This window comes from Cupriavidus nantongensis (assembly GCF_041726985.1).
GTDB lineage: Bacteria > Pseudomonadota > Gammaproteobacteria > Burkholderiales > Burkholderiaceae > Cupriavidus > Cupriavidus nantongensis_A.
On record NZ_CP168303.1, the window covers coordinates 2,969,143 to 2,992,299 of the forward strand.

General features: G+C 67.8%; 19 protein-coding genes and 3 pseudogenes. 7 read left to right on the forward strand and 15 right to left on the reverse strand.

The annotated features are described in order from the left end of the window. Positions 1-41 precede the first annotated feature (41 nt). From mraY to coq7, 8 genes are all read right to left on the reverse strand, one after another. Positions 42-1,211, reverse strand: a complete 1,170-nt coding sequence (gene mraY, locus ACEI37_RS24970) for a phospho-N-acetylmuramoyl-pentapeptide-transferase (RefSeq protein ID WP_012353957.1) — start codon at positions 1,209-1,211, stop codon at positions 42-44. Positions 1,212-1,224: 13 nt separating this feature from the next. Beyond that, on the reverse strand, positions 1,225-2,625 hold the full coding sequence (gene murF, locus ACEI37_RS24975; protein WP_373378586.1) for a UDP-N-acetylmuramoyl-tripeptide--D-alanyl-D-alanine ligase: 1,401 nt from the start codon (positions 2,623-2,625) through the stop codon (positions 1,225-1,227). Then, a complete protein-coding gene (locus tag ACEI37_RS24980; RefSeq protein WP_373378587.1) occupies positions 2,622-4,193 on the reverse strand; it encodes a UDP-N-acetylmuramoyl-L-alanyl-D-glutamate--2,6-diaminopimelate ligase in 1,572 nt (523 codons plus the stop codon). The genes murF and ACEI37_RS24980 overlap by 4 nt, the downstream gene beginning before the upstream one ends. Positions 4,194-4,203: 10 nt before the next feature. Continuing rightward, complete coding sequence (locus tag ACEI37_RS24985) at positions 4,204-6,009, reverse strand: peptidoglycan D,D-transpeptidase FtsI family protein (protein ID WP_373378588.1); 1,806 nt, start codon at positions 6,007-6,009, stop codon at positions 4,204-4,206. After that, a complete protein-coding gene (gene ftsL / locus ACEI37_RS24990) occupies positions 6,009-6,320 on the reverse strand; it encodes a cell division protein FtsL (RefSeq protein WP_373378589.1) in 312 nt (103 codons plus the stop codon). The genes ACEI37_RS24985 and ftsL overlap by 1 nt, the downstream gene beginning before the upstream one ends. Further along, on the reverse strand, positions 6,317-7,318 hold the full coding sequence (gene rsmH / locus ACEI37_RS24995) for a 16S rRNA (cytosine(1402)-N(4))-methyltransferase RsmH (RefSeq protein WP_373378590.1): 1,002 nt from the start codon (positions 7,316-7,318) through the stop codon (positions 6,317-6,319). Before rsmH ends, ftsL begins: the two co-directional genes overlap by 4 nt. Before the next feature lie 7 nt (positions 7,319-7,325). Next, positions 7,326-7,754, reverse strand: a complete 429-nt coding sequence (gene mraZ, locus ACEI37_RS25000; RefSeq protein ID WP_018006227.1) for a division/cell wall cluster transcriptional repressor MraZ — start codon at positions 7,752-7,754, stop codon at positions 7,326-7,328. Between the two features lie 436 nt (positions 7,755-8,190). Then, positions 8,191-8,814 carry a 2-polyprenyl-3-methyl-6-methoxy-1,4-benzoquinone monooxygenase gene (coq7, locus tag ACEI37_RS25005; RefSeq protein ID WP_111519086.1) on the reverse strand — a complete coding sequence of 208 codons (624 nt, stop codon included), beginning with the start codon at positions 8,812-8,814 and terminating at the stop codon, positions 8,191-8,193. Positions 8,815-9,150: 336 nt separating this feature from the next. Between coq7 and ACEI37_RS25010 the strand changes: the two genes are divergently transcribed. From ACEI37_RS25010 to ACEI37_RS25025, 4 genes are all read left to right on the forward strand, one after another. Then, positions 9,151-10,284 carry a porin gene (locus ACEI37_RS25010; protein ID WP_373378591.1) on the forward strand — a complete coding sequence of 378 codons (1,134 nt, stop codon included), beginning with the start codon at positions 9,151-9,153 and terminating at the stop codon, positions 10,282-10,284. Positions 10,285-10,457: 173 nt separating this feature from the next. Further along, entirely contained in the window at positions 10,458-11,462 is a 1,005-nt protein-coding gene (locus ACEI37_RS25015) for a Bug family tripartite tricarboxylate transporter substrate binding protein (protein WP_373378592.1), read from the forward strand. 163 nt (positions 11,463-11,625) lie between these two features. Then, positions 11,626-12,129 carry a MarR family winged helix-turn-helix transcriptional regulator gene (locus ACEI37_RS25020; protein WP_062801825.1) on the forward strand — a complete coding sequence of 168 codons (504 nt, stop codon included), beginning with the start codon at positions 11,626-11,628 and terminating at the stop codon, positions 12,127-12,129. Beyond that, a complete protein-coding gene (locus ACEI37_RS25025) occupies positions 12,126-12,575 on the forward strand; it encodes a hypothetical protein (protein WP_373378593.1) in 450 nt (149 codons plus the stop codon). The genes ACEI37_RS25020 and ACEI37_RS25025 overlap by 4 nt, the downstream gene beginning before the upstream one ends. 76 nt (positions 12,576-12,651) lie before the next feature. Here the strand turns inward: ACEI37_RS25025 and ACEI37_RS25030 are convergent, their stop codons facing one another. The 4 genes from ACEI37_RS25030 to ACEI37_RS25045 all read right to left on the reverse strand — a co-directional run bounded on the left by ACEI37_RS25030 (position 12,652) and on the right by ACEI37_RS25045 (position 18,480). Next, entirely contained in the window at positions 12,652-14,334 is a 1,683-nt protein-coding gene (locus tag ACEI37_RS25030) for a long-chain fatty acid--CoA ligase (protein ID WP_373378594.1), read from the reverse strand. Positions 14,335-14,522: 188 nt separating this feature from the next. Then, the gene (locus ACEI37_RS25035) at positions 14,523-15,173 is read right to left on the reverse strand and encodes a TetR/AcrR family transcriptional regulator (protein ID WP_373378595.1); all 651 of its coding nucleotides are present in this window, start codon (positions 15,171-15,173) and stop codon (positions 14,523-14,525) included. A 68-nt stretch (positions 15,174-15,241) separates the two neighbouring features. Next, on the reverse strand, positions 15,242-16,375 hold the full coding sequence (locus ACEI37_RS25040; protein ID WP_373378596.1) for an aminopeptidase: 1,134 nt from the start codon (positions 16,373-16,375) through the stop codon (positions 15,242-15,244). Then, positions 16,372-18,480: a molybdopterin-dependent oxidoreductase gene (locus ACEI37_RS25045; protein ID WP_373378597.1), complete on the reverse strand. Its 2,109-nt coding sequence runs from the start codon at positions 18,478-18,480 to the stop codon at positions 16,372-16,374. The genes ACEI37_RS25040 and ACEI37_RS25045 overlap by 4 nt, the downstream gene beginning before the upstream one ends. A gap of 52 nt (positions 18,481-18,532) precedes the next feature. On the opposite strand from ACEI37_RS25045, the gene ACEI37_RS25050 reads away from it, so the two are divergent. After that, positions 18,533-18,889 carry a LysR substrate-binding domain-containing protein gene (locus ACEI37_RS25050; RefSeq protein ID WP_373378598.1) on the forward strand — a complete coding sequence of 119 codons (357 nt, stop codon included), beginning with the start codon at positions 18,533-18,535 and terminating at the stop codon, positions 18,887-18,889. Positions 18,890-19,088: 199 nt separating this feature from the next. Here the strand turns inward: ACEI37_RS25050 and ACEI37_RS25055 are convergent. From ACEI37_RS25055 to ACEI37_RS25065, 3 genes and pseudogenes are all read right to left on the reverse strand, one after another. Beyond that, a pseudogene (locus tag ACEI37_RS25055) lies at positions 19,089-20,266 on the reverse strand (VWA domain-containing protein). Positions 20,267-20,295: 29 nt separating this feature from the next. Beyond that, positions 20,296-20,891, reverse strand: a pseudogene (locus ACEI37_RS25060) (GNAT family N-acetyltransferase). A gap of 13 nt (positions 20,892-20,904) precedes the next feature. Continuing rightward, the gene (locus tag ACEI37_RS25065) at positions 20,905-21,786 is read right to left on the reverse strand and encodes a MoxR family ATPase (RefSeq protein WP_062797882.1); all 882 of its coding nucleotides are present in this window, start codon (positions 21,784-21,786) and stop codon (positions 20,905-20,907) included. A 541-nt stretch (positions 21,787-22,327) separates the two neighbouring features. Here ACEI37_RS25065 and ACEI37_RS25070 point away from each other — a divergent pair. Both ACEI37_RS25070 and ACEI37_RS25075 read left to right on the forward strand, forming a co-directional pair. Next, complete coding sequence (locus ACEI37_RS25070) at positions 22,328-22,675, forward strand: cytochrome c (protein WP_111519610.1); 348 nt, start codon at positions 22,328-22,330, stop codon at positions 22,673-22,675. Positions 22,676-22,684: 9 nt separating this feature from the next. Beyond that, positions 22,685-23,083, forward strand: a pseudogene (locus tag ACEI37_RS25075) (cytochrome c). Positions 23,084-23,157 lie beyond the last annotated feature (74 nt).

Consider the following 23,157-nt stretch of genomic DNA (forward strand, 5'->3'; position numbering starts at 1 on the left):
CTGTATCGATCAAGCCGCGCCTTGCCAGCGCGGCGTCCTTCTTAACGCAGCTTCAGCGTCGACAACCCGATCAGCACCAGCAGCATGGTGATGATCCAGAAGCGCACCGTGACCTGCGTTTCCTTCCAGCCGCCCAGCTCGAAATGGTGATGCAGCGGCGCCATCCGGAACAGCCGCCTGCCCTCGCCATAGCGGCGCTTGGTGATCTTGAACCACGTGACCTGCGCCATCACCGACAGCGTTTCCACCACGAAGATGCCGCCCATCACGAACAGCACGATCTCCTGGCGCACGATCACCGCCACCGTTCCGAGCGCACCGCCCAGCGCCAGCGCGCCCACGTCGCCCATGAACACCTGCGCCGGGTGCGCGTTGAACCAGAGGAAGGCCAGCCCCGCCCCGCCCAGCGCCGAGCAGAAGATCAGCAGTTCGCCCGCACCCGGGATATGCGGAAACAGCAGGTACTTGCTGTAGACCGCGTTGCCCATCACGTAGGCAAACACGCCCAGGCCGCCACCGACCAGCACCACCGGCATGATCACCAGGCCGTCCAGGCCGTCGGTCAGGTTGACGGCGTTGCTCGAGCCCACGATCACCAGGTAGGTCAGCACGATGAAGCCGGCCACGCCCAACGGATAGCTGATCTCCTTGAAGAAGGGCACGATCAGGTTGGACTTGTACGGCATGTCCAGCGACAGCCCGCCCTCGACCCAGTTCAGGAACAGCTCCCAGACCCGCACGTTGCTGCTCTCGGACACCGAAAACGCCAGGTAGACCGCGGCCACCAGGCCGATCAGCGTCTGCCAGAAAAACTTCTCGCGGCTCGACATGCCGCGCGGGTCGCGATACACCACCTTGCGGTAGTCGTCGACCCAGCCGATCGCGCCATAGCCGAAGGTGACCAGCATCACCACCCAGATAAAGCGGTTGCCCCAGTCGCACCACAGCAGCGTCGACACCGCGATCGACACCAGCACCAGCACGCCGCCCATGGTGGGCGTGCCGGACTTGACCAGGTGCGTCTGCGGGCCGATGGTGCGCACCGCCTGGCCGACCTTCAGCTCGGTCAGCTTGCGGATCACCCACGGCCCGAACGCCAGGCCGATCACCAGCGCGGTGACGTTGGCCATCACCGCGCGGAAGGTCAGGTAGTTGACGACCCGGAGGAAGCTGTAGTCGTTTTGCAGCCACTGGGCCAGAGCCAATAACATCGTGTTGTCTTATTTAGTGTGCGGAAGTGTCTGCGACCAGCGCCGCGACCATCCGTTCCATGCGCATGAAGCGCGATCCCTTCACCAGCACGGCGCCCGCTTGCGCCACCATGCCCCCGCTGTCTTCCTCCAAGGCCCTGGCCAGGTCTTCCGCGCTGCCGAAATGGCGGCCGTTGGCGCCGAACGCCTGTATCGCATGCACCGCCAGCGCGCCGGTGGCCCACAGCGCGTCGATGCCGCGCGCCTGGGCGTAGGCCCCGATCTCTTCGTGGAACGCCGGCCCCTGGTCGCCCACCTCGCCCATGTCGCCCAGCACCAGCACGCGCGGCGCGGAAAAGCCGGCCAGCACGTCGATGGCGGCGCGCATCGAGTCGGGGTTGGCGTTATAGGTGTCGTCGATCACCACCGTGCCGGCCGGCGTGTACTTGACCTGCAGGCGCCCCTTCACGGGCTTGAACTCCGCCAGGCCCGCCTGGATTGCCGGCACGTGCACGCCCGCGGCAAGCGCGCAGGCGATCGCCGCCAGCGCGTTGCGCACGTTGTGCTCGCCCAGCAGCGCCAGCCGCACCTCGAAGGCATGGCCCGGCGCGCGCACCTGCATCACCTGCACGCCGTCGACCAGTTCCACGGCGGCATGCACGTCGGCCTGCTGCGAGGTGCCGAACGACAGCGCGCGGCGCGCACCCGCCGCCGCGCGCCACACCGGCGCGTAGGCGCCGCCGCTTTGCGCGTCGAGCGGGAACACCGCGACGCCGTCGGCCGGCAGCGCCGCGATCGCGGCGGCGTGCTCGTGCGCCACGGCTTCCACGCTGACCATGAACTCCTGGTGCTCGCGCTGCGCGTTGGTGATCACCGCCACGGTGGGCTGGGCGATGCCGGCCAGGTAGACGGTCTCGCCCGGATGGTTCATGCCGAGTTCCAGCACCGCCAGCTTGTGCGTGTCGCGCAGGCGCAGCACCGTCAGCGGCAGGCCGATATCGTTGTTCAGGTTGCCGCCGGTGGCCAGGCGCTGGTCCTCGCCGACGGCCGCGGCGAAGATCGCCGCGATCATTTCCTTGACCGTGGTCTTGCCATTGCTGCCGGTCACCGCTACCGCCGGCAGCGTGAACTGGCGGCGCCAGCCGGCACCCAGCTCGCCCAGCGCAATGCGCGTGTCCGGCGCGACAATGGCCGGCACCCCGGCATCGACCTCGCGGCTCACCAGCACTGCGGCGGCGCCGCGCGCGACCACGTCGGCAATGAAGTCGTGCGCGTCGAAGCGCTCGCCCCGCAGCGCCACGAACAGGTCGCCGGGCTCGACGCTGCGGCTGTCGGTATGCACGCGCGCGAACGGCACGGCGCCGTCGCCGCAAATGCGCGCGCCGGCGATCCAGCCGGCGGCCTGTTGCAAGGTGGTCATGGTGGTCTGGCTCATGCCGATACTCCGCGCGTGGCCAGTGCCAGACGTACGTGTTCGCGATCCGAGAACGGGCGCTTGCGGCCCTGGATCTCCTGGGTGGCCTCATGGCCCTTGCCGGCCACCAGCACCACGTCGGCCGGGGCCGCGTGCCGGACCGCATAGAGGATGGCGGCGGCGCGGTCTTCGATCTGGCGACCGCGCGCGCGTTCGGCCATGCCGTCGGCGATCGCGTCGAGGATGTCCTGCGGGTCTTCGCTGCGCGGGTTGTCGCTGGTCAGCACGATTTCGTCGGCCAGGCGCTCGGCCACGGCGCCCATCAGCGGGCGCTTGATCGGGTCGCGGTCGCCGCCGCAGCCGAACACGCACCACAGGCGGCCATTGCGCGCCTGCGCCACCGGGCGCAGCGCGGCCAGGGTCTGCTCGAGCGCGTCGGGGGTGTGAGCATAGTCAACCACGGCCAGCGGCGCCTGCGCGGCGTCGTGGCCGGCGCCGGCGCCGAACAGCTCCATGCGTCCTTCCACCGGTGCGAGCGCGCGCAGCGCGGCAATCGCCGCGTCCCACGCCACGCCGTTGGCGAGCGCCGCGCCCAGCACCGCCAGCAGGTTGCTGACGTTGAAGGCGCCGATCATCGGCGTCGCCATCTCGGCGTGGCCGAAGCTGCCGTCGATATGGAAGGCGGTGCCGGTGGCCGTGGCGCGTACGTTGGTGGCGCGCAGCCATGCGCCGCGCGGGCCGCGCACCGTGGCGGCGGCGGGGCCGTCGATGCCGTATTCGATCACGTGCGGCGCGGCCACGGCGGCGGCGTGGGCCGCCAGCAGGCGCTGGCCCATGCCGTCGTCGCGGTTGATCACCGCGGTGCGCAGGCCGTCCCAGCGGAACAGGCGCGCCTTGGCGGCCTCGTACTCGGCCATCGTGCCGTGGTAGTCGAGGTGGTCCTGGGTCAGGTTGGTCAGCACCGCCACCGAGAAATGCGTGCCGGCCACGCGCTCCTGCTCGAGGCCGTGCGAGGACACTTCCATCGCCACGGCGCGCGCGCCGGCGTCGTGCAGCGTGGCCAGGCTGGCCTGCAGCTGCACCGCGTCGGGCGTGGTGAAGCCGGTGGCCTGCAGCGCGTCCGGGAAGCCGGTGCCGAGCGTGCCGATCGCTGCGCACGGCGTGCCGGCGGCCTGCAGCACGCGCGCCAGCCACTGGCTGCACGAGGTCTTGCCGTTGGTGCCGGTGATGCCGGTCACCGCCAGGCCGCGCGCCGGGTTGCCGTGCCAGCCGGCGGCGATCGGGCCGGCCAGCTGGTGCAAGCAGCTCACGGCCAGGTGCGGCACGGCGTCGCCGAAGGGCCAGTCGAAGCCGTCGGCCTCGTAGACCACGGCGCCGGCGCCGGCGGCGATCGCCTGCGGGATATACGGCCGGCCGTCGGTGGCGAGGCGGTCGTTGCCCAGCACGTAGGCGAAGAACACATCGCCGCGCGCCAGGCGCCGGGTGTCGCCGCTCAGCTGTGCCGCGGCGGCCACGTTGGTACGCAGCCAGGCCAGCGCGTTGCTGGCCTGGGCGGTGACCTCGAGGGGGAGCAGGGGCTTGGCCGTCATCGGGTCGATCTCATTGGGTCGAACTCCACGGTTCGCTTTCCTGCACCTTGTCGCTGACCACCAGCTGGCGGATCGGCGAATCGGGCTGGACGTTCAGTGCGCGCAGCGTGCCGCCGGTGATGGCCGCGAACGCCGGGCCGGCCACCAGGCCGCCGTAGTGGCTGCCGGCGGTGGGCTCGTCCACGCTGACGGCGACGATGATGCGCGGGTTCGACATCGGCGCCAGGCCGATGAACGAGGCGCGGTACTTGCTGCGGTTGTAGCCGCGCCCTTCGTGCTTGTAGGCGGTGCCGGTCTTGCCGCCGACGCGGTAGCCCATCACCTGCGCCTCGGGCGCGGTGCCGCCGGGCGCGGTCACGGTTTCCATCATCGCGCGCACATCGCGCGCCACCTGCGGCGACAGAATGCGCTCGCCGGTGGCGGGGCCGTTGGTGCGGAACATCGTCACCGGGATCAGCTCGCCGTCATGGGCAAAGATGGTGTAGGCATGTGCCATCTGGAACAGCGACACCGACAGGCCGTAGCCGTACGACATGGTGGCCTGCTCGATCGGGCGCCAGCTCTTGTACGGGCGCACGCGCCCGGCCACCGCGCCCGGGAAGCCGATCTTGGGCGCCTGCCCCAGGCCGATGCTGGTGTACATGTCCCACATTTCCTGCGGCTTCATCATCATCGCGATCTTGGTCGTGCCGATGTTGGACGACTTCTGGATCACGCCGGTGACGGTGAGCGCGCCGTAGTTGTGGGTATCGGTGATGGTGGCGCCTTCGAAGTTGTACTTGCCGGTGGTGGCGATCACCGTCGACGGCGACACGCGCTTGAGCTGCAGCGCCAGCCCCACCGTGATCGGCTTCATCATCGAGCCGGGCTCGAAGGTGTCGGTCAGCACGCGGTTGCGCAGCTGTTCGCCCGACAGCCGGGTGCGGTCGTTGGGGTTGTAGGTGGGCCAGTTGGCCAGCGCCAGCACCTCGCCGGTCTGGGCGTCGAGCACCACCGCGCTGGCGGCCTTGGCCTTGTGCTTCTCGACCACGGCCTTGAGCTCGTTGTAGGCCAGGTACTGGATCTTGGCGTCGATCGACAGCTGGATGTCCTCGCCGTCGCGCGGGGTCTTCAGCACGCCGATGTCCTCGACCACGCGGCCGAGCCGGTCCTTGATCACCTGGCGCGCGCCGGCACGGCCGGCCAGGCCGCTCTCGCGCGCCAGCTCGACGCCTTCCTGGCCGCGGTCCTCGACATTGGTGAAGCCGACGATATGCGCCATCGCCTCCCCTTCCGGGTAGAAGCGCTTGTATTCGCGGGTCTGGTGGATGCCGTCGATCTTCAGCGCGGCGATCTTGTCGGCGACGTCGGGCAGCACCTGGCGCTTCAGGTAGACAAAGCCCTTGTCCTCGGACAGCTTCTTGCTCAGCTCCTTCTCTGACATGCCGAGCAGCCGCGCCAGCTGGCGGATCTTGCCGGCCTCGACCTGGTTGGGCACGTCCTCGGGCACGGCCCAGATCGCCTTGACCGGCAGGCTGGTGGCCAGCACCAGGCCGTTGCGGTCGAGAATCTTGCCGCGCGTCGCCGGCAGTTCGAGCGTGCGCTGGAAGCGCTTCTTGCCCTCGGCCTCGTAGAACTGGTTGCCGGGTCCCTGGATCCACGCCGCACGCACGGCCAGCGCGACGAACGCGGCGAACATCAGGAATACCACCAGCTTGGAGCGCCACATCGGCAGGCGCAGGCCCAGCACCGGGCTGGCGGCGAACTGTCCGCTGCGCGGGCGCGAGGCGGTGCCGTTGCGGTCACGGCGAGGCGGGTTGGGGCGGGCCATGCTCATCAGCGCGCCTCCGCTGCGCTGGCCGGCGCGGACGCTGCCGGCGGCAGCACGATGCCGGACAGGTACTGGGTCTTGCCGGGGTTGACCGGCGCCATCTTCAGCTGCGCGCGCGCCGCATCGGCAATACGCGCGCTCTTGCCCAGCGCGCTCTGCTGGTATTGCAGCCGCGACCAATCGATATCGAGCTGCCGCTCTTCCGCCTGCGCCCGCTCCAGCGCGACGAACAGCGTGCGCGCCTGGTGCTGCGCGCTCACCAGCGACAGCGCGCACAGGATCAGCGCGGCCAGCAGGAAGAAGGTCAGGCGGTTCATGCGCGCGCGCCTCCGCCCGCGGTTGACCCGGCAGGAGCCAGCTTCTCGGCCACGCGCATCACTGCCGAGCGCGCGCGCGGGTTGGCGGCTACCTCTTCGGGGCCCGGCTTGTAGCGGCCGAGCAGGCGCAGCGTCGGTTGCGGCAGGTCGGCCGCGCGCAGCGGCGCGCGGCGCAGCGCCGGGTCGGCATCCTGCTGGGGACGGGCGTGCGCCGCCATGAACCGCTTGACGATGCGGTCCTCCAGCGAATGGAAGCTGATCACCACCAGGCGTCCCCCTACCTGCAGCAGGTCATAAGCCGCCTTCAGCCCTCTTTCGAGGTCCTCAAGCTCTTGATTGACGTGAATCCGTAGAGCCTGAAAGGTGCGGGTCGCAGGGTCCTGACCCTTCTCGCGTGTTTTGACGGCTTTCGCCACGAGCGCGGCAAGGTCGGCAGTAGTGGCGATGGGTCCGCCATCGCCGGGTTCGCGCCGGCGAGCAACAATCGCCTTTGCAATCTGTACAGCAAACCGTTCTTCCCCATAGTCTCGTATCACCCTGGCAATGTCCTGCTCATCCGCCTGCGCCAGCCACTGGGCGGCAGTGATGCCGCGCGTGGTGTCCATGCGCATGTCCAGCGGGCCCTCGAAACGAAAGGAAAACCCCCTCGCCGCCTCATCGATCTGGGGCGAGCTGATCCCCAGGTCGAGCAGCACGCCGGCGACATGGCCGCGCCCCGCCAGGCGTTCGGCCATGGCCGCAAAGCTCGCGTGCTCAATGGAGAAGCGGGCATCCTTGATGGTGCCCGCTTCTGCGATTGCTGCTGGGTCCTTGTCGAACGCAACCAGGGCCCCGTCTGGCCCCAGCCGGGCCAGTACCGCCCGGCTGTGCCCTCCCCTGCCGAAGGTGCCGTCGACATACACCCCGTCGGGCCGCCAGACCAGCGCGTCGACGGCCTCGTCCAGCAGCACGGTGCGATGCTGCAAGGCGGGGGTTGCCGGGGTTCCGGTAGGACTCATGACCTCTTCAGAAAGAGAAATTCTTCAATGCTTCGGGCATGCCCTGCGCCATCGCCTGCTGTTCCTTGGCGGCGTAGGTTGCGGCATCCCACACTTCGAAATGGCTGCCCATGCCGAGCAGCATGACTTCCTTGTCGAGCATGGCGGCACTGCGCAGCTCCGGTGCTATCAGCACCCGGCCTGCGCCGTCCATTTCCACGTCGGCGGCGTTGCCCAGGAAGATGCGCTTCCACCAGTGCGCATCCATCGGCAGCGCTGCAATGCGCGTGCGGAAGTTTTCCCACTCGGGCCGGGGAAACAGCAGCAGGCAGCCATCCGGGTGCTTGGTCAGCGTCACCCGGCCCTCGGCCTGCTGTTGCAGCGCTTCGCGATGCCGCGACGGAATCGACATCCGCCCCTTGGCATCCAGCGACAGCGCCGATGCTCCCTGAAACAAGCTTGCTCCCGGTCCACGCCGGCCCTGCGAACGGTTCGCCGGCCGGCCTGCGCGTGAATCCTTCCGTTCCGACTATGGTGAGAATCATCCCATGGCCGGGGCCCAATTTCACACAAAAATACACTTCCTCACACTATTTCCCACTTTAGAGGAAGCGATATAGGCGGTCAAGGCTGCAGGCGGGGCAGCAAACGAGATTTTTTTAATCAGAACAATGACTTAGCGCGCACACCTCACGCACCGGAAAAGTGAATCCTTAATGAAATGAAGATCTTAGGGAAGAAAGCAGAGAAACCACCTGAGAACCACTTGCGGAGGAACTGCCGACCGCGCGGGAAAGACCTGTCCCGGCGCGCGCCCCGAGGATACAACAATTGCCCGCCAGCCCTGCTGAATTCAGGGCTGGCGGGAGACGCCCGATCCCGGGCGACGGATCTCAGATACGGTAGGCGGCGGTGGTCATCACGCGCGAGGCGCCGCGCATCAGCGCCCGCACCGGCGCGGGCAAGGGCATGCCGCCGGCCTCGCGCGCGGCGTCGCCGTGGCGGATCTCGTCGTCGCGCATCTGCTCGAGGATGGCGCGCGAGCGCCCGTCGGACTCGGGCAGGCGGTCCAGGTGTCCGCCGAGGTGGTGCTCGACCTGGCGCTCGGTCTCGGCAACGAAGCCCAGGCTGACGCGGTCGCCCGCGCGGCCGGCGACCCAGCCGATGGCGAAGGCGCCGGCGTACCAGAGCGGATTGAGCAGGCTCGGACGCGAACCCAGCTCGCGCAGGCGCTCGGCGCACCAGGCCAGGTGGTCTTCCTCTTCGCGCGCGGCGGCGTCCATCTGCGCGCGCACCGCGCCGTTGCGCGCAGTCAGTTTCTGCGCCTGGTACAGGGCCTGGGCGCAGACCTCGCCGACATGGTTGATGCGCATCAGGCCGGCCACATGGCGGCGCTCGTCGGCGCTCATCTGTTCGGTGTCCGGCGCCAGGCGGTCAGCCGGGTTGGCGCGCGCCGAGCGCGTGGCGCCGGCAATGGCGCGCAGGGCCACGTCGAATTCTTTGATCAGTGTGTCCATGTCGCAGAGGCGGTTGGAATCGGTGCCCGGGCCAGCCCCTGCCAGGGTGGGTGCGCGGCCGCGGCGCGGCACGGCGGGGCGCCATCGGGATTACCCGTATTGTAGCTTGCCTCTAATCGCCGCCAGCCCGCATCCCGCCTTGCGTTGATACGCCCGGCTACTCAGAAACCCTGAGTTGTTAAAACAAGACAAGGGGTTGGGCCCCAATGGTGAACGAAAAGTTGTTTGTTACAGTACTTCGCAACTTCCAAGGAAGTTTGACGCACGGGGGATGGAGACCATCAGGAGGTTCTCCCGGGCAGTCACCAATAATTCTTACAGTGGAGATCAACGAGCATGAAGAAATCGCTTCTGGCGCTGGCAGCGCTTGGCGCATTTGCTGGGGCGGCGCAGGCCCAATCGAGCGTCACGCTCTACGGTGTGGTGGATGCCAACATCGAGTACGTGAGCAACATGTCCAGCGTCACGCCGTCGGCCGCCAACGGCCTGGCAGTCGGTCCGGCTGAAAACGCCTTCCGGCTGACCTCGGGCGGCCTGTCCGGTTCGCGTTGGGGTCTGCGCGGCGTGGAAGACCTCGGCAGCGGCATGAAGGCGCTGTTCGTGCTCGAAAGCGGTTTCGGTCTCGATGACGGCCGGTCGCAGCAAGGCGGCCGACTGTTCGGTCGTCAGGCTTACGTCGGCCTGGAGAGCGCCCAGGTCGGCCGCTTCACCTTCGGTCGCCAGTACACCACGCTGTTCGACATGATGGCCAACTTCTCGCCGACCGGGTACGCCACGCAGTATGAGCCGGTGGTGGCGCAGCTGGGCCTGAACTTCCGCTCGGACAATACCGCCAAGTACACCGGCAAGTTCGGTCCGGTGACGGCAATTGCCCACTGGTCGTTCGGCAACGGCGTGGCCGGCGGCGGCGAGGTCCCGGGCCAGTTCCGCCGCGACACCGGCTACGGTGCCGGCCTGGCATGGGCGGCCGGTCCGTTCGGCATTTCGGCGGCCTACGACCAGTACAACCCGACCCTGAACGCCGCCGGCGGCACCGGCGAATTCAAGAAGGCTGCCGTCGCCGCCAGCTACGCCTTCGGCCCGGCCAAGCTGATGGCCGGCTACCGCTGGGGCATGAACAAGGCCCCCAACGAAAACACCATCCTGAAGGACAACTACTACTGGGTCGGTGCCAACTACCAGGTCACCCCGGCGCTGGGCCTGACGCTCGCCTACTTCTACGACGACGTCAAGAACCTGAACCTGGCCGCCACTGGCACCACCAACAACATCAAGAACCCCTGGCAGATCTCGTTCGTCGCCGACTACAACCTGTCCAAGCGCACCGACGTGTACCTGACCACCGCCTACGCGAAGAACGCCGGCGTCAACTTCGACACCTCGGCCATTAGCTTCGCCAACGGCTACTTCCTGGGCACCGGCAAGGACAACATGGTCGGCGTCGCGCTGGGCATCCGCCACAAGTTCTGATCCGCCCTCCGGGCAGATCCTGCAAAGGCACCTTCGGGTGCCTTTTTTCATGAGACAGCCGGGCCGCGCCCGCCATAGGGCATCACCTCATCGGCGCGGCCCCGGGTGCCGACTAGAATGCACTGACCATCGCTCCGTCGGGCAATCCAGCGGGCCACAACAGGAGACCAAGCATGCAACCCACTCGCCGCCGCGTCGTTGCGCTGCTGCTGCTGTCCGCCAGCCTCGGCGCGCTTGCCAGCCAGCCGGCGCTGGCCGCCGACCCGTATCCGGCCAGGCCGATCCGGCTGGTGGTGCCCTTCGCCGCCGGCGGTACCACCGACATCCTGGCGCGCGCGGTGGCGGCCGAACTGGGCAAGCTGCCCGGCTGGAACGTGGTGGTGGACAACAAGCCCGGCGCCGGCGGCAATATCGGCGCCGACATCGTCGCCAAGGCCGCGCCGGACGGCTACACGCTGCTGATGGGCACGGTCGGCACCCATGGCATCAACCAGTCGCTGTACGGCAAGCTGCCGTTCGACCCGATCAAGGACTTCGCGCCGATCACCGAGGTGGCGGCGGTGCCCAACGTGCTGGTGCTCAATCCGGCGTTTGCGCAGCAGAACAAGATCGACAGCGTCAAGGACCTGATCGCCTATGCACGCGCCAACCCCGGCAAGATCAACATGGCCTCGAGCGGCAACGGCACCTCGATCCACCTCGCCGGCGAGCTGTTCAAGACGCAAACCCGGACCTTCATGGTGCACTTCCCGTACAAGGGCAGCGGTCCCGCGCTGACCGACCTGGCAGGCGGCACTATGCAAGTGATGTTCGACAACCTGCCGTCGTCGATGGCGCTGATCAAGAGCGGCAAGCTCAAGGCGCTGGCGGTGACCAGCGCCAGGCCGTCGCCGGCGCTGCCAGGCGTGCCCACCATCGCCCAGGCGGCGGGCCTGCCGCAGTACGAGGCCAGTTCCTGGTTCGGCATACTGGCGCCAGCGGGCACGCCGCCCGACGTGATCCAGCGCATCCAGCAGGAAGTGGCCAAGGCCCTGGGCGCCCCGGCGGTGCGCGAGAGGCTGCAGGCGCAAGGCGCCGAGCCGATCGGCAACACGCCAGAGCAGTTCGCCGCCTTCATTCGCGCCGAAACCGCGAAATGGGCCAAGGTGGTCAAGGATTCGGGCGCCAAGGTGGACTGACGCTGATTTGCGCCGGATCGGCCTGAATTGATCGCCGGCACGGCCCCGGCGCTTATCGGGTAGATATCGCGCATATACTTGAGGCATCAAATGTCGGCCGCCGCAGCAGGGCGGTCCCTGGCGGCGCTTGCCGCACACCTGCCACCTCCAGGCCGCACCGAAGATGCCAAACCTGTCTCCTGCGGCCGGCGCCGAGAGCGCGCCGGTCGACCTCGAAACCCGCGCCGACCACACCGAGCACGAGGCCCTGCGGCTGTGGCTGCGGCTGCTGACCTGCACCAACCTGATCGAGGCCGATATCCGCTCGCGGCTGCGCCAGGACTTCGCCTGCACCCTGCCCCGCTTCGACCTGATGGCGCAGCTCGACCGCCATCCCGAAGGGCTCAAGATGGGCGAGCTGTCGCGCCGCATGATGGTGACCGGCGGCAACGTCACGGGCATCACCGACCAGCTGCAGCAGGAAGGGCTGGTCTCGCGCGAGGCCCTGCCCACCGATCGGCGCGCCTACCTGATCCGCCTGACGCCGGCCGGGCGCGCCGCGTTCTCGCGCATGGCGCGCGCGCATGAGGACTGGATCGGGCAACTGTTCTCGGGCCTGGCCGAGACCGACCGGCGCGCCTTGTTCCGACTGCTTGGCCGGCTCAAATCCGGCCTGATCTCGCCATGAAACCGCTTGCCATCCTTACCCTGTGCGGCGTGCTGCCGGTGCTGGCCGCCTGCAGCAGCACGCCACCGCCACCGCAGGTCACCCCGGTGAACGCCACCATCAAGCTCGGCCGCGTCACCGAAAGAGTGTTCCTGACCCGCCTGGACGTGGCTCAGGTGCCTTCCTACTACGGCGGCGGCACCAGCGTCGGCGTGGGTGCCGCTAGCGGCGGACACGGCGGCGGCGGGGTCGGCGTGGGCTTCGCCTTCGACCTGAGCCGGCTGTTCAACAAGCCGGCGCCGGTGCAGCAGGTGGACCTGTTCCAGTACAAGGTGCGCACGCTGGACGGCGCGATGGTATCGGCCAACGCACCGGCTGCGCCGGGGCTGGAGCCGGGCGCCTGCGTGCGCGTGATCTACCCCGACGGCGGCCAGGAGGCGCGCCTGGCGCCGTCGAACGAGTGCTGAGCCAGAACTGCCCCGCCTGAATGCACAACGGCCTCCGAGGAGGCCGTTGTGGTTTGCCGTGGCGGGAAGATTGGGTTCAGGCTGTCGCGCGGCTGTCGCGCAGTTCGCGGCGCAGGATCTTGCCGACGTTGGTCTTCGGCAGCTCGGTGCGGAACTCGACATACTTGGGCCGCTTGTAGCCGGTCAGGCGCTCCTTGCAGAACTCGATCACATCGGCCTCGGTCAGCGCCGGGTCCTTCTTCACCACGAACAGCTTGACCACCTCGCCCGAGTGCGTGTCCGGCACGCCGACCGCTGCCACTTCCAGCACGCCCGGGCACTCCGCCACCACGCCTTCGACTTCGTTCGGATAGACGTTGAAGCCCGACACCAGGATCATGTCCTTCTTGCGGTCGACGATCTTGGTATAGCCGCGCTCGTCCATCACGCCGATATCGCCGGTCTTGAAGAAGCCGTCCGCGCTCATGACCTTGGCGGTCTCGTCCGGGCGGTTCCAGTAGCCAGCCATCACCTGCGGGCCGCGGATGCAGATCTCGCCGGGCTGGCCCAGCGGCACGTCGTTGCCGTCGTCGTCGCGGATCACGACTTCGGTCGATGGCAGCGGCATGCCGATGGTGCCCGAGAACGCATCGGTGTCGGTCGGGTTGCAGGTGGCCGACGGCGAGGTCTCGGACAGGCCGTAGCCCTCGATGATGGGGCAGCCGGTCTTGGCCAGCCATTGCTTGGCCACCGCCTCCTGCACTGCCATGCCGCCGCCGTTGGCCACGCGCAGGCCGGAGAAGTCGACCTTGCCGATCTCCGGGTTGTTGAGCAGCGCGTTGTACAGCGTATTGACCGCCGGGAACATGTTGAACTTGTACTTCTGCAGTTCCTTGATGAAGCCCGGGATGTCGCGCGGATTCGGGATCAGCACGCTGGTGCCGCCGCTGCGCATGCCCAGCAGGCAGCAGACCGTCAGCGCGAAGATGTGGTACAGCGGCAGCGCCGTGATGGTGATGGGCTGGTCGATATGGGCGCCCTTGTTCAGCGCCGGCTGCATCCACGCCTCGGACTGCAGCACGTTGGCGACCACGTTACGGTGCAGCAGCACCGCGCCTTTCGATACCCCCGTGGTGCCGCCGGTGTACTGCAGGAAGGCGATGTCGTCCGGCCCGGTGGTAGCCGGCTGCAGCGTCAGCTTGCGGCCTTCGGCCAGCACGCTGTTGAAGCGAACGCAGTTGGGCAGCTCCCACGCCGGCACCATCTTCTTGACGTTGCGCACGACGAAATTGACGATCGCGCCCTTCAGCCCGCCCAGCATGTCGCCCATGCTGGCCACCACCACGTGCTTGACCGGGGTCCGGGGCAGCACCTGTTGCAGCGTCGCGGCAAAGTTCTCGAGGATCACGATGGCTTCGGCACCGCTGTCCTTGAGCTGGTGCTCGAGCTCGCGCGGGGTGTAGAGCGGGTTGACGTTGACCACCACGAACCCCGCGCGCAGCACCGCGGCCAGCACCACCGGGTATTGCAGCACGTTGGGCATCATGATCGCCACGCGCGCGCCGGGACGCAGCCCGCGCGACTGCAGCCACGCGGCAAAGTGGGTCGAGAGCTGGTCCAGTTCACCGTAGGTGATGGCCTTGTCCATGCAGATAAAGGCCTTGCGGTCGGCATAGCTGTGGAAAGACGCCTCGAGCAGCGCAGCGAGCGAGCGGAACTGGCTGGCATCGATCTCGGCAGGCACGCCGGCCGGGTAGTGTTTCAGCCAGATTCTTTCCATAGCACCGTCTCCTGAATTTCTGAATGGTCGTTCGATTTTTCCGAGATGCTAAACGTGCGCCCCGGTTAAAACAACAACTTAGACGAAGTCCTCAAGGTCGTTCGCCAATCATGGCCGGCCCTGGCGAGCATTATGCGCCACCGATCGGACATAGGCAGCGGGATTACCCCTAGGTGCCCGCGACGCACTCACCCGTCGCTGGGCAGCACCAGCTTCATCATGCTGGCCGCGAGTTCCTGCGCCAGGGTTTCGGGGTCGGTGCGCCCGGGTTGGTGCCAGGTGTACAGGAAGCCGACCACGCTGCCGATCGCATGCGCGGTCACGCGTGCGTCGCCAAAGGCGAACACGCCCTTGCGCTTGCCTTCCTCCAGCAGCGCATAGAGGTCGCGATAGAAGTCCCTCGCCATGCTGTCGAGCCAGGACACGGTGTCCGGGCGCAGGTACTGCCGGTCGCGGAAGCTCAGGGTGGCCGGCACGTGGCAAGCGATGCAGCGCCGCGCCATTTCGAGCAGGCAGGCGTGCAGGCGATCCTGGACCGGTTGCGCCGGGTCCGCGGTCTCGCGGATCACGGGCAGGCAGGTCTGGGCCGACTCGCGGCACAGGATGTCGAAGATCTCGTACTTGTCAGTGAAGTAGTAATAGACCGCCGGCTTGGTCACGCCCAGCGCGCGGCACAGGTCGTTCATGGTCATGCCGGGGTAGCCCTTGCTGTAGAACAGCTGCGCGGCGGTATCCAGGATCTGCCGGCGGCGCGCCTCCTGGCGCTCGGCGATATGCGGGCGGGCCGGTTGGGGCTCCGGCGGCGGCGCCAGCGGTTCGGATCTTGGAGCAATCGACATGACGGCATTCTCGCATGGGGCGCGCGGCGCGTAGCACCGTGGTTACCCGCCCGCAGTCCGCCTGCGGCCTAGTTGGCCGCAGTCTTGCCGCTCGCGGTCAGCGTGTCGGTGCGGGTCGCCGGCGGCGCCAGCCGGCGCAATGCAGCCTCGCGCTCACGGGCGGGCAGCGCGCCGATGCGGCGCGCCTCATCGTAGAAGCGCTGCCAGTCGCCGTCGCAGCGCGCCAGCAGCGCGGTAAAGGCCGGCACCCATTGCTGGTAGGTCGCCACCGCGGCCAGGTGGGCGTTGGTCAGCGGCTGGTCGAACCAGCGGTCATAGCCGCTGTAGCCGCCCCACTCCGCGCGCAGCCGCGCATAGCCGGCGCGCAGGTCGGCAAAGATCTTCGCCTTGCCCTCGCGCTTGGCGGCGTCGTCGAGCGGGGTCTGGTACAGCGCCACCAGCCGGTCGCGCGTGCCCAGCAGCAGCGCGCGGAACTGCTGGCGCCGGGCATCGTACTGGCGATAGCTGGTACGCGCATCCTCCGAGGCATCCTGGTCCAGCCAGCGCTCCACGCCGGCTGCTTCGACCGCGGTGGCGAAGGACTCGTTGAACGCGGTGTCGTTGCGCACGTACACCACCTGGTGCGCCAGTTCATGAAAGATCAGTCGCGCCAGTTCGCCCTCGGGCAGGTAGACGAAGGTGTTGAGCAGCGGGTCATCGAAATAGCCCAGCGTCGAATAGGCTGGGACGCCGGCCACATAGGTCTCGAGCCCGCCGCGGCGCAGGCCTTGCGCGTACTGCTCGGCGTCGGATAGGGCGTAGTAGCCGCGGTAGCTGATGCAGCCGACGATGGGGAAGCACCACTTGCGCAGCTCCATCGACAGCTCCGGCGTGGCGAACACGCTCCACACCACATAGGGCCGGTGCAGGTTGGCGTAGCGGCGGTAGCTGCCGTTGTCGGGCAGCTTCAGCTCGCGCGAGGCGAAGTCGCGCATGCGGCCGGCCAGCGCCAGTCGCTGGGCCAGGCGCGCATCGTTGGCGTCGCGCGCGCTGGCGATCGCATCGGTCAGCGGCTGCGCCTGGGCCATCACACCGAGATGGCCGCCGATCGACTGCGCGTAGTAGCCGACCGCCTCGCATCCCGCCGTCACCAGCACCAGGGCCGACAGCGCCGCCGCCCCCACGAGTGCCGCCCAGCCGCGGCGGCCGCGCGGCCGCGTCATGCCGCCTCGACTGCCCCTTGCGCGCAGGCTTCGACCTGCACCAGGCAGTCGTAGAACACCGGCGCGCGGCCCAGGTCGGTCAGGCGCTGGCTGGTCAGCTCATTGGCGTTCTTGCCGTCGGATGCAAGCTTCTTCCACCAGATCGACAGCCCCACCACCAGGCCGCGCCGGGCGCGATCGGTCACGCGCGCGCGCGCCACCATGCTGCCGCGATCATTGAAGGCGCGCACCAGCGCGCCGTGCACGATGCCGCGCTCGGCGGCGTCGGCCGGATGGATGTCCAGATGCGGCTCACCCTCGGTGGCGCGCAGGCTGTCGACGTTGACGAACGAGCTGTTGAGGAAATTGCGCGCCGGCGGCGAGATCATCGCCAGCGGATAGCGCGCGGCCAGTTCCGGCGCGGTCTGCGGCGCTTCGTACTGCGGCACGTAGTCGGGCAGCGGGTCGAAGCCATCGCGCGCCATCTGCTCGGAATAGAACTGGCACTTGCCCGATGGCGTGGGAAAGCCGCCCTCGGCGAACGGCGCCGCCGGCAGCGCCAGCTTCTGCCAGCCCTGCGCTTTCAGCGAATCCCAGCTGATGCCGGCCGCGCGCGCATCGTCCGGCAGGATCGCCTGCGCGGCGATGGCCTCGTCGCTGTCGGCAAAGCAGGACTCGGTAAAGCCCATGCGCTGCGCCAGCCGGCGAAAGATCTCGGTGTTGGGCAGGGCCTCGCCCAGCGGTGCGATGGCGGCGTTGTTGGCCAGGAAATAGGTATGGCCGTAGGCCTTGTGCACGTCGGTGTGCTCGAGCTGCGTGGTCGCGGGCAGGATGATGTCGGCGTAGTCGGCGGTGTCGGTGCGGAAATGCTCCAGCACCACCGTGAACAGGTCCTCGCGCGCGAAGCCCGCCGCGACCTTGCCGGATTCCGGCGCCACCGCCACCGGATTGCTGTTGTACACCACCACCGCCTCGATGCGCGGCGCGCCGGGCGCGGGCTCGGCCAGCAAGGCATCGCCGATGGTGCTCATGTTGACCAGGCGCGGCAGCTGTTGCGGCCATCCCGGCAGCAAGTCCGGGCGCTGCAGCGCGGCTTCGTTGATCGGGAAGAAACCCGAGGTCGACAACTGCAGCCCGCCCGCCGGATGGCGCCACGCGCCCACCAGCGAAGGCAGGCACGCGACCGCGCGCACCGCCTGGCCGCCGCCGTGCACGCGCTGCATGCCGTAGTTCAGCCGGATCGCCACCGGCTGGCGCTCGCGCACCGCCAGTTGGCCGTAAAGCCCGGCCAGCCATTCGATGTCCTCGACCGGGATGCCGCAGATCTCGGCGGCGCGCGCCGGCGGATAGGCCTGCGCGCGCTCGCGCAGCGCCTCGAAGCCAACCGTGTGGCGTTCGATGTAGTCATGGTCGAGCAGGTCGTCGCGGATCAGCACGTGGATCAGCGCCAGCGCCAGCGCGCCGTCGGTGCCGGGCATCGGCGCAATATGGCGGTGGCACTTCTCGGCGCTGAGCGAGCGGTACGGATCGATCGCCACCAGCGTGGCGCCGCGCCGCTTGGCTTCCTGCGCGCGCGTCCAGAAATGCAGGTTTGAGGCAATCGGGTTGCCGCCCCAGATGATCACCAGCCTGGCATCGACCACGTGCTCCATGTCCATGCCCACGCTGGCGCCGTAGGTGTAGCGCAGCGCGGTGGCGCCGGCGCTGGCGCAGATGGTGCGGTCCAGCCGCGACGCGCCCAGCTTGTTGAAGAAGCGCGCGGCCATGCTCTCACCCTGCACCAGCCCCATGGTGCCGGCATAGCTGTACGGCACGATCGCCTGCGGATCGTGTGCGGCGATCGCCTGCAGGCGCGTGGCGATGGTATCGAGCGCCTCATCCCACGAGACCGGTGCGAACTTGCCCTCCCCCTTCTTGCCGACGCGCTTCATCGGAGTCAGCAGGCGGTCCGGGTGGTAGGTGCGCTCGGTGTAGCGCGACACCTTGGTGCAGAGCACGCCCTGCGTACCGGGATGGTCGGGATCGCCGGCTACCTTGACGGCGCGGCCGTCCTCGACGGTGACGAGCAAGGCACAAGTATCGGGGCAGTCATGCGGGCAGGCGGCGCGGACGATGCGGGAAGCCATGGGGTCTCCGGGCGGGGCTGTGTTGTTTTCGTTCGGTCGTACGGAACGGGAGATGCCGGCGCAGGCCGCGGATAAGCTGCTGCACCACACCACCGTGCCCGAGCCCTGGCCCGACTGGTTCGCCACGCTCGGCCTGCCACACCGCGCGATGCCTGGAGCGGGGCGCGCTTCGACCAGTTTTTCGCTGCTGACGCAGGCGGCGCTGTCGGGACTGGGCATCGCGCTGATCCCGCGCTGCCTGATCGAGGCAGAACTGGCCAGCGGCGCGCTGGTGGTGGGCGCATCCCGCGCAGGTGCTGGCCAAGAAGGGCTATTACCTGTGCTATCCGGAGCAGAAGCAGCACACCTGCCGGCGCTGCGCACGTTCCGGGGGCTGGGTGATGGAGGGGGCGGACCTGGCGCGGCCTGAGTGAGTCAGAGGTTTCAGCATGCCGGTGGTTTGCTCCCCTCTCCCGCGCGCGGGAGAGGGGCCGGGGGAGAGGGCAGGCGCGTGCAAGGCTGACACGCCTTACTTCGTGGGTACTCCGGCCCTCTCCCCACCCCTCTCCCGCAAGCGGGCGAGGGGAGCCTGTGCGCGCGGCGTCGGCTGCGGCGCGCGTTTCAAGTCCTTACTTCGACAACACCTTCATCGCCTGTTCCAGCCCTGCCAGCGTGACCGGGTACATCCGTCCCTTCATCAGCTGGTTGATCACCGTGATCGACTGCCGGTACTGCCACAGTCCTTCGGGTTCGGGGTTGAGCCAGACGAAGTGCGGGAACTGCTCGGTCATGCGGTTCAGCCACACCGCGCCGGCCTCGGCGTTGTTGTACTCGACCGACCCGCACGGCTGCAGGATCTCGTACGGGCTCATGGTGGCGTCGCCGACGAAGATGATCTTGTAGTCGGGCGTGTACTTGTGCTAGCAGGTCCCACGTCGCCAGCTTCTCGGCATGGCGGCGGCGGTTGTTTTTCCACACGTAGTCGTAACAGGCAGTTGTGGAAGTAGTAGTACTCGAGGTGCTTGAACTCGGTCTTGGTGGCCGAGAACAGTTCCTCGACGCGCTTGATGTGGTCGTCCATCGAGCCGCCCACGTCCATCAGCATCAGCACCTTGACCTTGTTGTGACGCTCGGGCCGCAGCTTGATGTCGAGCAGGCCGGCGTTGGCCGCGGTGGAGTGGATGGTGTCGTCGAGGTCCAGCTCGGTGTCGGCGCCTTCGCGCGCGAAGCGGCGCAGCCGGCGCAGCGCGACCTTGATATTGCGCGTCCCAAGTTCGACCTGGTCGTCATAGTCCTTGTAGCTGCGCGCCTCCCACACCTTGATCGCGGTGCGGTTGCCCTTGGACGGGCCGCCGATGCGGATGCCCTCGGGGTTGTAGCCGCCGTGGCCGAACGGCGAGGTGCCGCCGGTGCCGATCCACTTGTTGCCGCCTTCGTGCTTTTCCTTCTGCTCCTCGAGCAATTGCTTGAGGCGCTCCATCAGCTTGTCGAGTCCGCCCATGGCCTCGATCTTCGCCTTTTCCTCTGGCGACAGCTCGCGCTCGAGCGTCTTCTGCAGCCAGTCGAGCGGGATGTCGGACTTCCAGTCGACCAGGCTCTCCACGCCCTTGAAGTAGGCGGCGAAGGTCTGGTCGAACTTGTCGAAGTGCTTCTCGTCCTTCACCAGCGTCATCCGCGACAGGTAGTAGAACTCGTCGATGGAGGGCGTGATGACCTGCGCCTTGAGCGCTTCCAGCATGGTCAGGTATTCCTTGACCGACACCGGCAGCTTGGCGTGGCGCAGCGAGAAGAAGAAATCGATCAGCATGGTGCCTCGCTTTCAGTCGGCGCGGCGCGTCAGCGCGGCCGCTGGAGCTGGAATTGCAGGTGTTGCCGCACCGCCGGCCATTCGCTGGCGATGATCGAGAACACCACGGTGTCACGCAGGGAGCCGTCCGGCATGCGCATGTGGTTGCGCAGCACGCCGTCCTGCCGGGCGCCCAGGCGGGCGATGGCGGCGCGGCTTTGCTGGTTCATCCAGTGCGTGCGGAACTCCACCGCAATGCAGTCGAGATGGTCGAAGGCATGGCCCAGCAGCATCAGCTTGCACTCGGTGTTCAGCGGCGTGCGCTGGACCCGGCGCGCATACCAGGTCGAGCCGATCTCGACGCGCCGGTTGTTCGCGTCGATATTCATGTAGGTGGTCATGCCGGCCAGCTCGCCGGCCGCGTCGCGCACCGCGAACGGCAGCATCGAGCCCTGTTCCTGCAGCGCTAGCCGCCGCGCGATTTCGGCTTCCATGCGCTCCGGCGCTGGCACGCTGGTGTACCACAGCTTCCACAGCTCGCCGTCGGCGCAGGCGGCGCGCAGCCCCTCGGCGTGCTCGGCGCGCAGCGGCTCCAGCGTGACGTGCCGGCCCCCACCAGCGTGACGGGTTTGACGAACGTAGTCATGGCGCGCAGTGGCTCAGCGGTTGGCGCGGTTCATGAACACCAGGCGCTCGAACAGGTGCACGTCCTGCTCGTTCTTCAGCAGCGCGCCGTGCAGCGGCGGGATCGCGGCCTTCTTGTCCGGGCTCTTCAGCGCCTCGGGCGGGATGTCCTCGGCCATCAGCAGCTTGAGCCAGTCGATCAGCTCGGACGTCGATGGCTTCTTCTTCAGCCCCGGCAGGTTGCGCATCTCGTAGAACGATTCCAGCGCGGCGGCAACCAGCTCGCGCTTGATGCCGGGGTAGTGCACGTCGACGATCTGCTGCATCGTCTCGGCATCGGGGAACTTGATGTAGTGGAAGAAGCAGCGGCGCAGGAAGGCGTCGGGCAGTTCCTTCTCGTTGTTCGAGGTGATGATCACCAGCGGACGGTGTTTCGCCTTGACCAGCTCGCGGGTCTCGTAGACATAGAACTCCATGCGGTCGAGTTCGCGCAGCAGGTCGTTGGGGAATTCGATGTCGGCCTTGTCGATCTCGTCGATCAGCAGCACGACTTGCTCATCGGCCTCGAAGGCCTGCCACAGCACGCCCTTGACGATGTAATTGCGGATGTCGTGGACGCGGTCGTCGCCTAGCTGCGAATCGCGCAGGCGCGACACGGCGTCGTACTCGTACAGGCCCTGCTGCGCCTTGGTGGTCGACTTGATATGCCATTGCAGCAGCGGCATGCCCAGCGCGGCGGCGACTTCCTCGGCCAGCATGGTCTTGCCGGTCCCGGGCTCGCCCTTGATCAGCAGCGGGCGCTGCAGCGTGCGCGCGGCATTGACGGCGAGCTTGAGGTCATCGGTGGCAACGTACTGGTCGCTGCCTTCGAAGCGGACCGGCTGGGATGAGGCTTGGGCGTTGGCGGTGTTTGACATGAGGCAACCTGAGGTGGCGGCCGCTCGCGGGCGAGGGCCGGATTGGCGTGCTGGGCGCGGTCTCTTCGCGCTGTGATGCGCGCTTTCGTTATGGAATACAGGGTCCGTGGCGGGCGCCCGCGTGCCGCTGGCGGAGCGTCCGCGAACGGTCGTGCGGATTCCCGGGATGGGCCAGTATAAAAGACCTTTGCGGTTCGTGTTGGGGCGTGCCGACAGGGTTCCGCCGGCGCCGGTCGCTGGCTGGACTGGCAGGTGCCGGCTGCGGTACAATGCGGCGGTTTGACGCGCCCCCACGTCCAGTTCTCCAGTATCCGGCAGTCCGCGTTCAGAAGTCCCAGCGGCCCTTCCGGGTCGCGGCGATTGCGCGAGGTGGTTCCAGAATGGTGTTCCACTCCCCGGCAAACCGACCGGATGCGACATCTCTGGCGGGTTGCACCCCGGCCAACCGACTGGCTGCCCTGGTTGCCCCGCAGAAGCATTCTGAAACCGTCTCCGCCCGGCAGGGCAGGTCACACGGTTTAACTTCCAATCCGCAAAGACAATGAAAAAGCTCCTCACGATGGTGGTGCTGGGCGCGGCTGCAACGGCCGCGCAGGCACAGGAAGTCAAGGGCAATGGAGACGCTGCCAAGGACAAGGTTGCAATGTGCATCGGGTGCCACGGCATTCCGGGCTACCGTGCGTCCTTCCCCGAGATCTATGAAGTGCCGCTGCTGGGCGGCCAGAGCGCCAAGTACATCGAGAACGCGCTGAAGGCCTACCAGAAGGGCGAGCGCAAGCACCCCACCATGCGCAGCATCGCCGCGACGCTGACCGAGCAGGACATCGCCAACGTGGCGGCTTACTACTCGCAGCAGAACGCTGGCACGCAGAACAATTCCCTCAAGTAAGAGACCCACATGAAGACGCTCAAGACGCTTTCGTTCGCGCTCGGCGCACTCGTGCTGGGTGCTGCCGCCATGCGGCCTCGGCCGCTGACCTTGCCAACGGCAAGACCCTGGTCGAAAAGGGCAACTGCGTGGCCTGCCATGGCGCCGGCATGAACAAGCCGATCTCGCCCGACTACCCCAAGCTGGCCGGCCAGCATGCCGACTACCTGTATCACGCGCTGATGTCCTACCAGGTGTCGGGCAATGCGCTGGTGGGCCGTTCCAACGCGATCATGGCCGGCCAGGTCAACGCCAATCCGGCGGTCACCGACAAGGACGGCAAGCCGCGCCCGTTTCACGCGCAAGGAACTGAAGGACATGGCCGCCTACATCGAGTCGCTGCCGGGCGACCTGGTGCTGAAGAAGTAAGCGCCGGCGGCCAGGCCGCCTGCAGGCAAGGAAGCCGCTTCGCTGGAAGCGGCTTTTTTTTTTCGTCCGCGGCG

Excerpts from the sequence above, each read along its gene's own strand:
- mraY (WP_012353957.1), bottom strand. The coding sequence starts at position 1,211 with ATGTTATTGGCTCTGGCCCAGTGGCTGCAAAACGACTACAGCTTCCTC.
- murF (WP_373378586.1), bottom strand. The coding sequence starts at position 2,625 with ATGAGCCAGACCACCATGACCACCTTGCAACAGGCCGCCGGCTGGATC.
- ACEI37_RS24980 (WP_373378587.1), bottom strand. The coding sequence starts at position 4,193 with ATGACGGCCAAGCCCCTGCTCCCCCTCGAGGTCACCGCCCAGGCCAGC.
- ACEI37_RS24985 (WP_373378588.1), bottom strand. The coding sequence starts at position 6,009 with ATGAGCATGGCCCGCCCCAACCCGCCTCGCCGTGACCGCAACGGCACC.
- ftsL (WP_373378589.1), bottom strand. The coding sequence starts at position 6,320 with ATGAACCGCCTGACCTTCTTCCTGCTGGCCGCGCTGATCCTGTGCGCG.
- rsmH (WP_373378590.1), bottom strand. The coding sequence starts at position 7,318 with ATGAGTCCTACCGGAACCCCGGCAACCCCCGCCTTGCAGCATCGCACC.
- coq7 (WP_111519086.1), bottom strand. The coding sequence starts at position 8,814 with ATGGACACACTGATCAAAGAATTCGACGTGGCCCTGCGCGCCATTGCC.
- ACEI37_RS25010 (WP_373378591.1), top strand. The coding sequence starts at position 9,151 with ATGAAGAAATCGCTTCTGGCGCTGGCAGCGCTTGGCGCATTTGCTGGG.
- ACEI37_RS25015 (WP_373378592.1), top strand. The coding sequence starts at position 10,458 with ATGCAACCCACTCGCCGCCGCGTCGTTGCGCTGCTGCTGCTGTCCGCC.
- ACEI37_RS25020 (WP_062801825.1), top strand. The coding sequence starts at position 11,626 with ATGCCAAACCTGTCTCCTGCGGCCGGCGCCGAGAGCGCGCCGGTCGAC.
- ACEI37_RS25025 (WP_373378593.1), top strand. The coding sequence starts at position 12,126 with ATGAAACCGCTTGCCATCCTTACCCTGTGCGGCGTGCTGCCGGTGCTG.
- ACEI37_RS25030 (WP_373378594.1), bottom strand. The coding sequence starts at position 14,334 with ATGGAAAGAATCTGGCTGAAACACTACCCGGCCGGCGTGCCTGCCGAG.
- ACEI37_RS25035 (WP_373378595.1), bottom strand. The coding sequence starts at position 15,173 with ATGTCGATTGCTCCAAGATCCGAACCGCTGGCGCCGCCGCCGGAGCCC.
- ACEI37_RS25040 (WP_373378596.1), bottom strand. The coding sequence starts at position 16,375 with ATGACGCGGCCGCGCGGCCGCCGCGGCTGGGCGGCACTCGTGGGGGCG.
- ACEI37_RS25045 (WP_373378597.1), bottom strand. The coding sequence starts at position 18,480 with ATGGCTTCCCGCATCGTCCGCGCCGCCTGCCCGCATGACTGCCCCGAT.
- ACEI37_RS25050 (WP_373378598.1), top strand. The coding sequence starts at position 18,533 with ATGCCGGCGCAGGCCGCGGATAAGCTGCTGCACCACACCACCGTGCCC.
- ACEI37_RS25065 (WP_062797882.1), bottom strand. The coding sequence starts at position 21,786 with ATGTCAAACACCGCCAACGCCCAAGCCTCATCCCAGCCGGTCCGCTTC.
- ACEI37_RS25070 (WP_111519610.1), top strand. The coding sequence starts at position 22,328 with ATGAAAAAGCTCCTCACGATGGTGGTGCTGGGCGCGGCTGCAACGGCC.